The organism is Kitasatospora sp. NPDC096147, assembly GCF_044763225.1.
GTDB lineage: Bacteria > Actinomycetota > Actinomycetes > Streptomycetales > Streptomycetaceae > Kitasatospora.
The window spans coordinates 1-13,193 of the sequence record NZ_JBIWFX010000005.1; the positions used below are offsets into that span (position 1 = coordinate 1).

At 73.3% G+C, this 13,193-nt stretch carries 10 protein-coding genes and 1 pseudogene; all 11 read right to left on the reverse strand.

The window, feature by feature from the left end; translation table 11 throughout:
• Window positions 1–212: pseudogene (locus ACIRBX_RS17630) on the reverse strand (PE-PGRS family protein); the annotation flags it as partial.
• 129 nt (window positions 213–341) lie between these two features.
• Window positions 342–1,730, reverse strand: coding sequence for an aspartate aminotransferase family protein (locus ACIRBX_RS17635; protein WP_402297656.1), 1,389 nt, complete (start codon window positions 1,728–1,730; stop codon window positions 342–344).
• A complete protein-coding gene (gene dxs / locus ACIRBX_RS17640; RefSeq protein WP_402297658.1) occupies window positions 1,720–3,669 on the reverse strand; it encodes a 1-deoxy-D-xylulose-5-phosphate synthase in 1,950 nt (649 codons plus the stop codon). Before dxs ends, ACIRBX_RS17635 begins: the two co-directional genes overlap by 11 nt.
• 128 nt (window positions 3,670–3,797) lie before the next feature.
• Window positions 3,798–4,814, reverse strand: coding sequence for an adenosyl-hopene transferase HpnH (gene hpnH, locus ACIRBX_RS17645; RefSeq protein WP_402297659.1), 1,017 nt, complete (start codon window positions 4,812–4,814; stop codon window positions 3,798–3,800).
• Window positions 4,815–4,816: 2 nt separating this feature from the next.
• Window positions 4,817–5,515 carry a 1-hydroxy-2-methyl-2-butenyl 4-diphosphate reductase gene (locus ACIRBX_RS17650; protein ID WP_402297660.1) on the reverse strand — a complete coding sequence of 233 codons (699 nt, stop codon included), beginning with the start codon at window positions 5,513–5,515 and terminating at the stop codon, window positions 4,817–4,819.
• Between the two features lie 190 nt (window positions 5,516–5,705).
• Window positions 5,706–7,712, reverse strand: a complete 2,007-nt coding sequence (gene shc, locus ACIRBX_RS17655) for a squalene--hopene cyclase (protein WP_402298412.1) — start codon at window positions 7,710–7,712, stop codon at window positions 5,706–5,708.
• Window positions 7,713–7,806: 94 nt separating this feature from the next.
• Window positions 7,807–8,844, reverse strand: coding sequence for a polyprenyl synthetase family protein (locus tag ACIRBX_RS17660; RefSeq protein ID WP_402298413.1), 1,038 nt, complete (start codon window positions 8,842–8,844; stop codon window positions 7,807–7,809).
• Between the two features lie 140 nt (window positions 8,845–8,984).
• Window positions 8,985–10,376, reverse strand: coding sequence for a hydroxysqualene dehydroxylase HpnE (gene hpnE / locus ACIRBX_RS17665; protein WP_402297661.1), 1,392 nt, complete (start codon window positions 10,374–10,376; stop codon window positions 8,985–8,987).
• A 94-nt stretch (window positions 10,377–10,470) separates the two neighbouring features.
• Window positions 10,471–11,328 carry a presqualene diphosphate synthase HpnD gene (gene hpnD, locus ACIRBX_RS17670; RefSeq protein ID WP_402298414.1) on the reverse strand — a complete coding sequence of 286 codons (858 nt, stop codon included), beginning with the start codon at window positions 11,326–11,328 and terminating at the stop codon, window positions 10,471–10,473.
• 41 nt (window positions 11,329–11,369) lie between these two features.
• Window positions 11,370–12,284, reverse strand: a complete 915-nt coding sequence (hpnC, locus tag ACIRBX_RS17675; RefSeq protein ID WP_402298415.1) for a squalene synthase HpnC — start codon at window positions 12,282–12,284, stop codon at window positions 11,370–11,372.
• Between the two features lie 130 nt (window positions 12,285–12,414).
• The gene (locus tag ACIRBX_RS17680) at window positions 12,415–13,185 is read right to left on the reverse strand and encodes an ABC transporter ATP-binding protein (protein ID WP_402298416.1); all 771 of its coding nucleotides are present in this window, start codon (window positions 13,183–13,185) and stop codon (window positions 12,415–12,417) included.
• Window positions 13,186–13,193 lie beyond the last annotated feature (8 nt).

A 13,193-nucleotide genomic window follows, 5' to 3' on the forward strand; every position in this document is an offset into this window, starting at 1 on the left:
GACTTCCCGAACGCATCGATCGAATCACCCGCGTTCGACGCCAGCACATTGCTCGCCGCACCCGCCGCCCGGTAGTGCAACTCCTCCACCTGATCAGCGAAGTCCCGCCACACCTGCGCCGACTCCCGCAGCTTGTCCTCGTCGGCCGTCGGCCAATCGAAGCCCAGCATCTCCAGGACCCACTCGACGCTGTCCGGCAACATCAGCGACACTTCGCCAAACCCCCCGCTACTGACGATCCCCCAACCGTTCGGCGATCATAGTGTTCGAGGGATCACACGGAACGGGCGCCCCTGTCCCGGTCCTGCAACAGAAGCGCCCGCGAACGAACCGGAACTTCCCTACCTGCTCCCCACCGCCTGCTTGACCAGCGTGCGCCCGAAGTCCCACATCAGGCCGCTCCCCCGGTGGGCGTCGTCCATCACGTCCTCGAAAGCGGCCACGAAGCGGTCGACGTCCCGCTCCGTGATGATCAGCGGCGGGATCAGCTTGATGACCTCCAGGTGGTCACCGGAGACCTGGGTGAGGATGCGGTGCCGTTGCAGCAGCGGCACCACCACCATCTGCGCGAACAGGCCCTTCCGGGCCGCCTGCAGGGCGGTCCAACCGGTGCGCAGCTTCAGCGACTTGGGCCGGCCGAACTCGATGCCGATCATCAGGCCGCGCCCCCGCACCTCCGCCATCAGCTCGTACTTGTCCACCAGCGCCGCCAGCCGCCCCCGGAACAGCTCGCCCACCCGGGCGGCGTTCTCCACCACCCGCTCCTCCCGCATCACGTGCAGGGTGGCCAGGCCCGCCGCCATCGCCTGGGCGTTGGAGCCGAAGCTGGCCGAGTGCACCAGCACCCGGTCCATCGAGGAGTACACCTTCTCGAAGATCCAGCCCTTGCCCAACGTGGCGCCGACCGGCACGTACCCGCCCGAGAGCGCCTTCGCCGCGCAGACCAGATCGGGCTGCACCCCCGCCTCCGCCTGGTAGGCGAAGAACGAACCGGTCCGCCCGATGCCGGTCTGCACCTCGTCGCAGATCAGCAAGGCCTTGTGCTCGTGCAGGAGTTCCTGCGCCGCGAGCAGCCAGCCGGGCGGCGGGGCGAGCACGCCCTTGCCCTGGATCGGCTCGACGATCAGCGCGGCCACGTCGCCCTTGCGCAGCTCGCGCCGCAGCGCCCCCAGGTCGCCCAGCGGGATCGCGGTGTCCGGGAGCAGCGGGTCGAAGCCCTTGCGGAAGCCGCCCTCGCCGTTCACCGACAGCGAGCCCGCCGTCAGGCCGTGGAAGGCGTGGTCGCAGTAGAGCACCCGCCGCCTCCCGGTGGCGTAGCGGGCGAACTTCAGCGCCGTCTCCACCGCCTCCGTCCCGCTGTTGCCGAAGAACACCCGGTCCAACCCCGGTGTGTACGAGAGCAGTTGCTCGGCCAGCAGGCCCTGGAGCGGGGAGCAGTCGAAGCGGGTGAGGTCCGGCAGGCCGAGGTCCATCACGTCCTGCACGGCGGCCCGCACCACCGGGTGGTGGCGGCCGAGGGCGAAGATGCCGAAGCCGGCCAGCATGTCCAGGTAGTCGTGGCCCTCGGCATCGTAGAAGTGGGCCCCCTCCGCGCGCTCGTAGAACTTGTCGAAGCCGATCGTGTGCAGCATCCGGGCCAGTTGCGGGTTGAGGTACTTGGCCTGCAACTCGTAGCGTTCGGCGCCTCGTTCGGCGAGCAGCGCGGAGAGGTCGAGACGGTCAGCCGGCATGGTGCTGGTTCGCTCCTTGGTCGGGTTCGCGGTTCTGGTCCTCCCCGCGCACCGGACGCTGCGCGCGCAGGAGTTGCTTGGCGAAGACGGCGGTCTGGGCGGCGACACCGGTGCCGGTCAGGCCGATCTCCTCGAGGATCTCTCCCCGCCCGGCGTGGGCCAGGAACTCCTGCGGGATGCCCAGGTCGCGCAGCGGCACGTCCACCCCGGCGTCCCGCAGCGCCTGGGCGATCGCCGAACCGACGCCGCCCGCGCGGCCGTTGTCCTCCACCGTGACCACCAGCCGGTGCTCGGCGGCCAGCAGCGGCAGCACCGGGTCGACCGGCTTCACCCAGCGCGGGTCGACCACCGTGCAGGTGAAGCCCTCGGCGAGCAGCAGAGCGGCGGCGTCCAGGCAGGTGGCGGCCATCGCGCCGACCGCGACCAACAGGATCTCCGGGGCGGGGCCGGTGCGTTGCAGCACGTCCACGCCGCCGAGCCGCTCGACCGCCGGGACCTCGGGGCCGAGGTCGCCCTTGGGGAAGCGCACCACCGTGGGGCCGTCCGCCACGTCCACGGCCTCCCGCAGCTGGGCCCGCAGCTGCTCCCCGTCGCGCGGCGCGGCCAGCCGCAGGCCGGGGACGACCTGGAGGATCGACATGTCCCACATGCCGTTGTGCGAGGCCCCGTCGTTCCCGGTCACCCCCGCCCGGTCCAGGACGAAGGTGACGCCCAGGCGGTGCAGGGCGACGTCCATCAGCACCTGGTCGAAGGCCCGGTTGAGGAAGGTCGCGTAGACCGCGACCACCGGGTGCAGCCCGCCGGTGGCCAGGCCGGCCGCGCTGGCCACCGCGTGCTGCTCGGCGATCCCGACGTCGTAGGTCCGCTCGGGGTACGCGGCGGCGAACCCGGCCAGGCCGACCGGTTGGAGCATCGCGGCGGTGATGGCGACCACGTCCGGGCGCTCGGCGCCGAGCGCGGTCAGCTCGCTGCCGAAGACCGAGGTCCAGGAGGTGCCGGCCGAGGGAGAGACCGGCAGGCAGGTGTACGGGTCCATGGCGCCCACGGCGTGGAAGCGGTCGGCCTCGTCCTGCTCGGCCGGCCGGTAGCCGCGGCCCTTGACGGTCAGGCAGTGCACGATCACCGGGCCGCCGTAGCCCCGGGCCTGACGGAGCGCCTGCTCGACCGCGAGCAGGTCGTGGCCGTCGATCGGGCCGAGGTACTTCAGGCCCAGGTCCTCGAACATGCCCTGCGGGGTGAAGGCGTCCTTGAAGCCCTTCTTCGCTCCGTGCAGCGCGTCGAAGACCGGCTTGCCGACCAGCGGGGTGCGCTGGAGCGCGCCCTTGCCCAGCGCCAGGAAGCGCTCGTAGCCCTGGGCGGTGCGCAGCGCGGCCAGGTGGTGGGCCAGGCCGCCGATGGTCCTGGCGTACGAGCGCTCGTTGTCGTTGACCACGATGACCAGCGGGCGGTCCGCCTCGGCGATGTTGTTCAGCGCCTCCCAGGCCATCCCCCCGGTCAGCGCGCCGTCGCCGATCACCGCCACGGTGTGCCGGCCCGGGGTGCCGAGCAGTTGGTGCGCCTTGGCCAGGCCGTCGGCGTAGCCGAGCGCGGTGGAGGCGTGCGAGTTCTCGATCAGGTCGTGCTCGGACTCGCTCCGGGACGGGTAGCCGGAGAGGCCGCCCTGCATCCGCAGCCGGGCGAAGTCCTGACGGCCCGTGAGCAGCTTGTGCACGTACGCCTGGTGCCCGGTGTCCCAGAGGATGCGGTCGTAGGGCGAGTCGAAGACCCGGTGCAGCGCGATGGTCAGCTCCACCACCCCGAGGTTGGGGCCGAGGTGTCCACCCGTCCTGGTGACGGCGGTGACCAGGAACTCGCGGATCTCCTCGGCGAGCCGGGCGAGCTCCGGCCCCGAGAGCCGGCGCAGGTCGGCGGGGCCCCGGACGGTGGACAGGACTGACATGGCTTCACCTCGTGGCTCGGTACTGGGCGATGACGGTCCGCGCTGATGACTGTCTGTGTCCAGCCTGCGGTCATCGCTGCCGGTGCGCCTGTCGGGAGCCCGCCGGGGCAGGCTCCCGACCGTGCGGCTCAGTGCGCGCCGAGGGTCTCCCGGGCGGCCCGCAGGGACTCCTTCAGGGAGCCCATGGTGGCCAGCACGGCGGTCGGTTCGTACCCGCAGTGCGCCATGCAGTTGTCGCAGCGCGGGTCCTTGCCCCGGCCGTACTTGTCCCAGTCGGTCTTCTCGATCAGCTCACGGTAGGTGGGCACGTAGCCGTCGGACATCAGGTAGCAGGGGCGCTGCCAGCCGAACAGCGAGTAGTTCGGGATGCCCCAGGCGGTGCAGGCGAAGTCCACCTTGCCCTCCAGGAAGTCCAGGAAGAGTGGGCTGTGGTTGAGCCGCCAGCGGCGCCGGTTGCCGCCCGCGAAGGTCTTCCGGAACAGCTCCCTGGTCTGCTCGACGCCCAGGAAGTGGTCCTGGTCGGGCGCCTTCTCGTAGGCGTAGGCCGGGGAGATCATCATCTCGTCGACCTTCAGGTCGTCGTTGAGGTAGTCCAGCACCTCGATGATGGTCTGCGGGGTGTCCGTGTTGAAGAAGGTCGAGTTGGTGGTCACCCGGAAGCCGCGCCGCTTGGCCTCCTTGATCGCCTCCACCGCCTCGTCGAAGGTGCCCTCCTTGGCCACCGAGGCGTCGTGCCGCTCCCGCAAGCCGTCGATGTGCACGGTGAAGGTGAAGTACGGCGACGGGGTGAACTTGTCCAGCTTCTTGCGCAGCAGCAGCGCGTTGGTGCAGAGGAAGACGTACTTGCGCTTGGCCACCAACTGGCGGACGATCTCGTCGATCTGCGGGTGCATCAGCGGCTCGCCGCCCGCGATCGAGACCATCGGGGCGCCCGACTCCAGCACCGCGCCGACCGCCTGGGCGACCGGCATCCGCTGCTTCAGCACCCCGGCCGGGTGCTGGATCTTCCCGCAGCCCTCGCAGGCCAGGTTGCAGGCGTAGAGCGGCTCCAGCTCCACGATCAGCGGGAACTTCTCCCGCCGCATGAGCTTCTGCTGGAGCAGGTACGTGCTGACGCGCACGGACTGACGCAGCGGCATTGCCATGACTAGCTCGCCTCCTGAGGGAGCGTCGAGGACTGTGGTGCATGGTTCTTCAGCTCATCCTGCGTCACCGAACGCCGCCAGGCCGCGAGGGCGGGCACCGTGGCGCGCAGGGCCTGCCAGGCGCGCAGCCCGGCGGGCAGGGTGCCGGGGCGCAGCAGCTCCCGGCTGGGGGTGTCCACCACCACCCGGAGCACCGCCGCCGGCAACCCGGTGCCGGCCTCGGCCCGGGCGGCCAGCACGGCGGCGGCCTCCATGTCGACGGCCCGGGCGCCGGTGGCGTGCAGCGCGCGGCGCTCGGCGCCCCGGACCACGTGGTCGGCGGTGTGGTGCGGGCCGATGTGCACGGTCAGGCCCCGGGCCCGCAGCCCGGCGGCTAGTGCGGCGGCCGAGTCGAGTGACCACTCGTCACCGTCGGCGCTGCGCACGGAGTCCGCCACGATCACGTCCCCCGGCTGCACGCCAGGCCCGAGCGCCGCCCCGAAGCCGGCCACCGCCAGCGCCCCGTAGCCCGGCCGGGTGAGCAGCCCGCCGACCGCCCGCCGGGCCCGGACCCGACCCATCCCGGTCCGCACCAGCACCGCCGGGGTGCCGCTCCAGTCGCCGCCGCGCAGTGCCCAGACCTCGGGCCCGAGCGCGCAGACCACCAGCAGCGGGGCCCCGGGAGGCGGCCCGTCGGGCGGCAGGGGTGCGACGTGCTTCACCGGTGACCTCCCGTCAGCGGGGCGGGGCCGGAGCTCGCCTGACGGCGGATGACCACCGAACCGTCCGGCACCGACGCGTCCTCTCGGCACTCCCCCACCGCGCGGAGCGCACCCCTCGGGACCACCCGTACGGGCACCACCCCCGGCCGGAGACCGGAAGGCCCACCCGAAGCCGCGCGCAGCGCACCCCTCATGACCGACCTCCCGCCAGCGGGCTCCCGTGCAGGTACCGCCCCAGCGCCGTGACCGGGAAGACCAGGCGGTACAGGTGGTAGTTGATCGAGAAGTCCCACGGGAAGCCCGTCCCGGTGAACTGCGGCTCGTCCCAGCTCCCGCCCGGCAGCTGGGTCCGGCAGAGCCACTGGACGCCCCGCTCGACCACCTCGCTGCCCGCCCCGTCCGGCCCCTCCCCCGCCGCCAGCAGGGCCATCAGGGCCCAGGCGGTCTGCGAGGCGGTGGAGTCGCCGCGCCCGGACCAGCGGGCCGGGTCCTCGTAGGAGCGCATGTCCTCGCCCCAGCCGCCGTCGGCGTTCTGACGGTCCGCCAGCCAGTCCACCGCCCGCCGGACCGCCGGGTGGGCGGTCGGCACCCCGGCCGCCACCAGGGCGGGCAGCACCGAGCCGGTGCCGTAGATGTAGTTGGTGCCCCAGCGGCCGAACCACGAGCCGTCCGCCTCCTGGTTGCGCAGCAGCCAGTCGATGCCGCGCCGGGTGCGGCGGTCGTCCGCGAGGCCGGTCTCGGCGAGCATCTCCACCACGTGCGCGGTGACGTCGGCGGACGGCGGGTCGACCACCTCGCCGAAGTCGCAGAACGGCAGCTTGTTCGGCAGGGTGCTGGTGTTGTCCACGTCGAAGGCGCCCCAGGCGCCGTTGCGGGACTGCATGCCGAGGTTCCACTCGACCCCGCGCCGCACCGCGGCGTCGATCCGGGCCGGGTCCGGGTGGGCCACCCGCTTGAGGGCGAGCACCACCTCGGCGGTGTCGTCGATGTCGGGGTAGTTGTCGTTCTCGAACTCGAAGGCCCAGCCGCCGGGCGCCAGCCGGGGGCGCCGCACCGACCAGTCCCCGGGGCGGCGGATCTCCTCGGCCAGCATCCAGTCGGCGGCCGTGACCAGCGCCGGGTGGTCGGCGGGCAGGCCCGCGTCCCGCAGCGCGATGGTGGCCAGGCAGGTGTCCCAGACCGGGGACTGGCAGGCCTCCATCCAGCGGCGGCCGTCCTCGGTGTGCACGGTGAAGCGGTCGAAGGCGGTCAGCCCGGCCCGCATGACGGGGTGTTCGAGGTCGTAGCCGAGCAGGTGCAGGGCGATCAGCGAGTAGACGGCGGGCGGCTGGATGCCGCCCCAGCAGCCGTCCGCCTCCTGGCGCTCGACGATCCAGCGGCCGGCCTGGGCCAGGGCGACCCGGCGCAGCGGGCGCAGCGCGTGCTTGTGGTAGGCGTGCAGCACCAGGTCGAGGCGCTCGAAGACGCCGTCCCAGCCGGTCATCGGGGGGAGCGGGCGCAGCGGGTACGGGTCGGCCGGGTCGGTGTGCAGCTCGGTGAGGTCGAACGGGGCGGGCCGGACGGGCCGGTGGGCCGAGACCACGGTGAGCGGGACGATGGTCTGCCGGGCCCAGCAGCCGAAGGCGTAGATGTTCAGCGGCAGCCAGCGGGGCAGGAAGATGATCTCGGGCGGCATCTCCGGCAGCCGCTCCCAGGGCCACCAGCCGAACAGCGCCAGCCAGATCCGGGTGAACACCCGGCTGGCCGCGATCCCGCCGCCGTCCCGGACGTACCGGGCGGCAGCGGCCATGTGCGGGGCCTGCGGGTCGTCCCCGGCCAGCTTGAGGGCGACGTACGCCTCGACGGTGGTGGAGAGCTCGGGCGGGCCGCCGTAGAAGGTGGACCAGGTGCCGTCCTCGCGCTGCTGGGAGCGGATCCAGGCGGCGCTGGCGGCGGTCTGCTCCGGCTCGCGGATGCCGAGGAACTGACGGAGCAGCAGGTCCTCGGCGTCCATGGTGACGTTGGTCTCCAGGTCACCCTTCCACCAGCCGTCGGGGCTCTGGCGTGACAGCAGCTCACCGGTGGCCCGGGCCAGGGCCGCCGCCGGATCGTACGGGCCGTCGGGCCCGGCCGGTCCGTCGGGCTCCCACCGTCTCGCCCCGAGCGGCGCCGCCGTCAGGGCGGGCGCCACCGGGGCCGCCGTCTGACGGCCGGTCACCAGGTCGGGGACCGGCGGGCGGTCGCCCACCGCGGCCGGCTCGGGATCGTACTCTGGGTCGAGCCGGCCGTCCGCGGTTGCCGTCACGTCAACGTCACCTCTCTCGTACCACCACGAATTCGGCGAGTGCGACGAAGCGCTGGCGCACCTCGTCGGTCATGGGCACCTCGTCCAGTGCGGCGAGGGCGGTCTGGTGCTGGCGGCGGGCCTCCTGCCGGGTCCACTCCCGGCCGCCGGCCTGCTCGATCAGCGCGGCGCGGGCGGCGAGCTGCTGCTCGCTCTCCTCGCCCCGGCCGCTCGGGTCGGCCAGCTCGGCCGCCAGCCGACGGGAGGCGGCGCCGCCCTCGGCCAGTGCGGCGGCCACCGGGAGGGACTTCTTGCGCTGGCGCAGGTCCCCCCAGTGCGGCTTGCCGGTGACCTCGGTGGCGCCCCAGATGCCGAGCAGGTCGTCCACCGCCTGGAAGGCCAGGCCGACGTGCATGCCGTAGCGCTGGAGCGCGTCCGAGATCCGGTCGTCGGCCCCGGCCAGCACGGCGCCGATGGCGGAGGCGGCGGCCAGCAGGGCACCGGTCTTGCCCGCCTCCATGTCGAGGCACTCCTCGACGGTGACCACGTCGCGGTGCTCGAAGGACAGGTCCTTGGCCTGACCGTCGATCAGCTGCCGGGTGGTGGTGGTGATCAGCCGGACCGCGCGGGCCGCGTCGGCGGCCGAGGCGCCACCGGTGACGGCGGCGTCCAGCAGGACCTCGGTGCCCAGCGCGGCCAGGCCGTCGCCGACCAGGATCGCCTGGGCCGGGCCGAAGACCGTCCAGGCCGTGGCCCGGTGCCGGCGCGTCTCGTCACCGTCCATCAAGTCATCATGGAGGAGCGAGAAGTTGTGCACCAGCTCGACCGAGACCCCGCCGGGGACACCCGTCTGCGCCGGAGCGCCGACGGCCTCCGCCGAGAGCAGCGCGAGCGCCGGGCGCACGGCCTTGCCGCCGTCCCCCGCCACCGGCGTGCCGTCCCGGTCGATCCAGCCGAAGTGGTACGCGGCCACGGTGTCCATCGGTGCGGCCAACCGGGCGACGGCGGCGCGCAGCGGCGGGGTGCAGAGCGAGCGGCCCCGGGCCAGCAGCTCCGGCACCGGCATACCGGCCGGCGCGGGCGCGTCCTGGACCGAACCGGTCCCGCTGCGAGGCTCCACGTACGTTCCCTCTCCCTGTCCTGCCTGGGGCCGTGCCGCGCTGCGCGGCCGGCCGGTCGTGATGTCGGTTCTGCCGGGGCCCGGGCTCATCGGGGCCACCTCGCGTCGGTGTGGTCCACCGGGCGGCGGCCTCCGGTCAGCGCCGCGTCGGCGGCGGCGTGACCGCTGCGCACCGCCCCCTCCATGGTCGCGGGCCAGCCGGTGGCGGTCCACGCGCCGGCCAGCAGCAGCCCGGGCACCCGGGTGACCGGGCCGGGGCGCAGGGCCGCCGTGCCCGGGGCCGGGGCGAAGGTCGCGGTGCGCTCCCGGGTGACGAAGAAGTCCAGCACCTCGGCCTCCCGGGCGGCCGGCAGCAGCCGCTCCAGCTCGGGCAAGTAACGCTCCCTCAGCTCGGCGACCGGCAGGTCGATCTCGTCCTGCACGGCGGACTGCGAGAGCGCCAGGTACTGCGCGCCGGGCACCGCGAGGCCGGAGTGCGCGGTGCGGTCGAAGACCCACTGCACCGGCGAGCCGAGCGCGGCGAAGAACGGCTGCCGGAGCAGCCTGCGGTCGTAGACCACGTGCACGTTGAGGATCGGCGCATGGCCGAGCCGGTCCAGGTGCTCGGGGTGCTCCAGTGCCCCGGCCGGCAGCAGCGCGGCGGCGGCCTCCTGGGCACCCGCCAGCACCACGGTGTCGGCGGTGAGCAGCTCGCCGCCCTCCAGCCGGACGGCGTGCTGCCCGGCGGCCTTCAGCTCGGCCACCCGGGTGCGCAGCCGCACCGTCACCCCGGCCCGCTCCAGCTCGGCCAGCGCCAGGTCGTGGTGGACGTCGCCGAGCGGCACCTTGGCGGTGCCGATGTCGGAGGCGCCCGGGTCGGAGAGCAGGCCGGTCTTGAAGACCATCGCGGCCAGCGCCAGCGAGGTCTGCTCGGCGGTGGCGTTCAGGGTGGCCACCCCGACCAGGTCCCAGAGCGCGGCCGTGGTGGCCGGGGTCTGGCCGTGCGAGCGCAGCCACTCGGCGAAGGAGATCCGGTCGAGTGCCGGGTCCTCCAGGTCCAGGCCCTTGAGGGCGATCGCGGCCCGCACCACCCGCAGCCGGTCGGCCGGCTTCAGGTGCGGGTAGGAGGCCAGGCTGCCGGCCAGGTGCAGCGGGACGGGCAGGCCCGCCCGGCGCAGCCGGCCCAGGGTGCGGCGGCCGTCCGGCGAGACCGCCAGCACCGGCACGTCGAGCCGGGGCTGGATCTCCACCAGCCGGCCCGCGCCGAGCCGGGCGATCAGGCCCCGGTAGGCGGTGCAGCAGCGCAGGAAGACGTGCTGGCCGTTGTCGACCGTCAGCTCGCCCCGGCGGAACGAGAAGGCCAGCCCGCCGAGCCGGGGCCTGGCCTCCAGCAGGGTGACCCGCTGCCCGGCCTCGGCCAGCCGGAGCGCGGCGGTGATCCCGGCCAGGCCGCCGCCGACCACCACGGCGGTGCGCTTCGGGTCCTGTCGTGCCGTCATCTCGCCCCTCCCCTGCGGTGGTCGTGGTCGGCCCGTGGCCGATCGCCGTGCGGCGACCGGCTGCTGACACAGCGTGACATAAACCCGGAGAGAATCAAGAACGCCCTCCGGCGAGCCCGGAGAGTGCCACGTACGCCTTCTCCCAGCCCGGCAGCGAGACCCGGCCGCGCAGCACCGACTCCGGGTCGGCGGCGATCCGGCCGAGCAGCCGGTGGTAGATGCCGGCCATCGCGGCGGTGCAGGCCCGGCTCCGCCGGTCCAGCAGCGGCAGCAGCCGCAGGCCGTCCGCGAACGCCTGCTGGGCCCGCTCGACCTCGAAGGCGATCAGGCCGGTGAAGTCGGCGCCGACCGGCGGCCGGTCGAAGTCGAATCCCTGTTCGCAGCCGAATCGCAGCAGGTCCTCGGTGGGGAGGTAGGTGCGGCCGTTGGCCGCGTCCTCCCGCAGGTCGCGCAGGATGTTGGTGAGCTGCAGGGCCAGGCCCAGGGTGTCGGCGTACTCGGCACCGAGCTTCGGCTGCTCGCAGCCGTAGACCCCGAGCGAGAGCCGGCCGATCGAGCCGGCCACGCACCGGCAGTAGACCTTGAGGTCCTCGAAGGTCTTGTACTCGGCGCCCCGCAGGTCCATCTCGACGCCGTCGATCAGCTCGTCGAAACCGCCGACGTCGACCGGGAAGCGGCGGACCGTGTCGGCCAGCGCGACCTTGATCGGGTCGGTGTCCTCGTCACTCACCGTGCCGAACCGGACCTCGTCCAGCAGGGCGCGGGTCTGCCGCAGCTGCTCGGTCTTCTGCTCCGGCGGGAGCTCGCCGTCGCCGATGTCGTCCACCCGGCGGGCCAGCGCGTAGAGCGCCGACATGCCGAGCCGCTTGGGCTCGGGCAGCAGCCGGATGCCGTAGCTGAAGTTCCGGGCCTGGAGGGCGGTGACCGCCTCGCAGTACCGGTAGGCCGCCATGACCGGGGCCGGGGCCAGTGGTGATGCCGCCACGCGGGCGTTCACCTTCCCTTCGCGAAGATTGCCGCCGCCTTGACCGCGAGGCGGCGCTTGTCCGGCTTCGCCTGCACCGCGAGCACGTCGTACCCGGCGGCCTCGATCGCCGACAGGGCCGCGTACCCACCTGCGGTGAATCCCGCCAGCAGCAGTCGGAGCCTCCCGGGCACCGTACCCACCAGCGGCGCACCGTGGTCGAGCAGGGTCCTGGTGCGCTCCGCCTGATGGGCGATCAGCTCGCGCACCCGGGCGTTCGCGGTGGGTGCGGCGAGGTCCCGCTCGGTCACGCCGAAGCGCTCCATGTCCCGCTGCGGGAGGTAGATCCGGCCGCGGGCCAGGTCCTCGGCCACGTCCTGGAGGTGTTCGGCCAGCTGGAGGCCGGTGCAGATGGCGTCCGAGTGGGCGATCCGCTCCGGGGTGGCCTTGCCGGCCAGCGCCAGCACCAGTCGGCCGACCGGGTCGGCGGAGAGCGTGCAGTAGCCGATCAGGTCCTGCTGGGTCGGGTACCGGAAGGTGGTCTGGTCCACCCGGTTGGCCTCGATCAGACGGCGGAACGGCTCCGGGGTCACCGGGTGACGGTCGATCAGCGGCACCAGGGCGCGCATCAGCGGGTGCCGGGGCTGCTCGGCCCGGCGGTCCAGCGCGGCCCCGAAGGCCCGGTCGAGGTCGCGCTCCAGCCCGTCCAGCAGGGCGAGCCGGAAGCCCTCGTCGGCCGGCGCCCCCTCGACCCCGAGCAGTGCCGCCACCCGCTCGGGCTCGGCCAGGTCGCCGTCACCGGCGTCGTCCACCAACCGGGCGAAGCCGTACACCGCCATCAGGTCCGCCCGCCAGGCGGCCGGCAGGAAGCCCGGTGCGACCGGGAAGTTCTCCGCCCCCGCCTTGCCGAGGGTCCCGCCGTCGGTCGTACTGTCCGATTGCATTGAAGCCACTTCCGTCACTCCCCCGTTCTACACCGCCGACGCCCGGCGGCCCACCCGGACACGGCGGAGGGGCCGGTGCCGACTGCTCGGCACCGGCCCCTCCGCCGCGAAGGACCCCTCGCCCGCGGGCTCAGTGCTCCTTCTCGTACTCCTTCATCACGTCCTCGGTCGCGCCGTCCATGACGAGCTCGCCCTTCTCGATCCAGATGGTGCGCTCGCAGGTGTCGCGGATCGAGTTGTTGTTGTGGCTGACCAGGAAGACGGTGCCCGCCTCCTTGCGCAGCTCGCGGATCCGGTCCTCGGAGCGGCGCTGGAACTTCTGGTCGCCGGTGGCCAGTGCCTCGTCGATCAGCAGCACGTCGTGGGTCTTGGCCGCCGCGATGGAGAACCGCAGGCGGGCCGACATGCCGGAGGAGTAGGCGCGCATCGGCAGCGAGATGAAGTCGCCCTTGTCGTTGATCCCGGAGAAGTCGACGATGCCCTGGTAGCGCTGCTTCACCTCGGCCATCGACATGCCCATCGCGAGGCAGCCGAGCACGATGTTCCGGTCGCCCGTCAGATCGTCCATCAGGGCCGCGTTCACGCCGAGCAGCGAGGGCTGGCCGTTGGTGTAGATGGCGCCCTTCTCGGTCGGCAGCAGGCCGGCGATGGCCGACAGCATGGTCGACTTGCCGGAGCCGTTGGAGCCGATCAGGCCGACCGCCTCGCCCTTGTAGGCGGTGAAGCTGACGCCCCGGACGGCGTGCACCTCGCGGATCGCGGGCGAGCGCTTGCGGGAGATGATCCGGCTGAGCGCCGAGGTGGCGCTGCCCCGGCCGGAGCCGGCCCCGTGCACCCGGTAGACGATGTGCACGTCGTCCACCACCACGGTGGGGACGCGGGCGTCCTGGGGCTTGGTCATGACGGTCC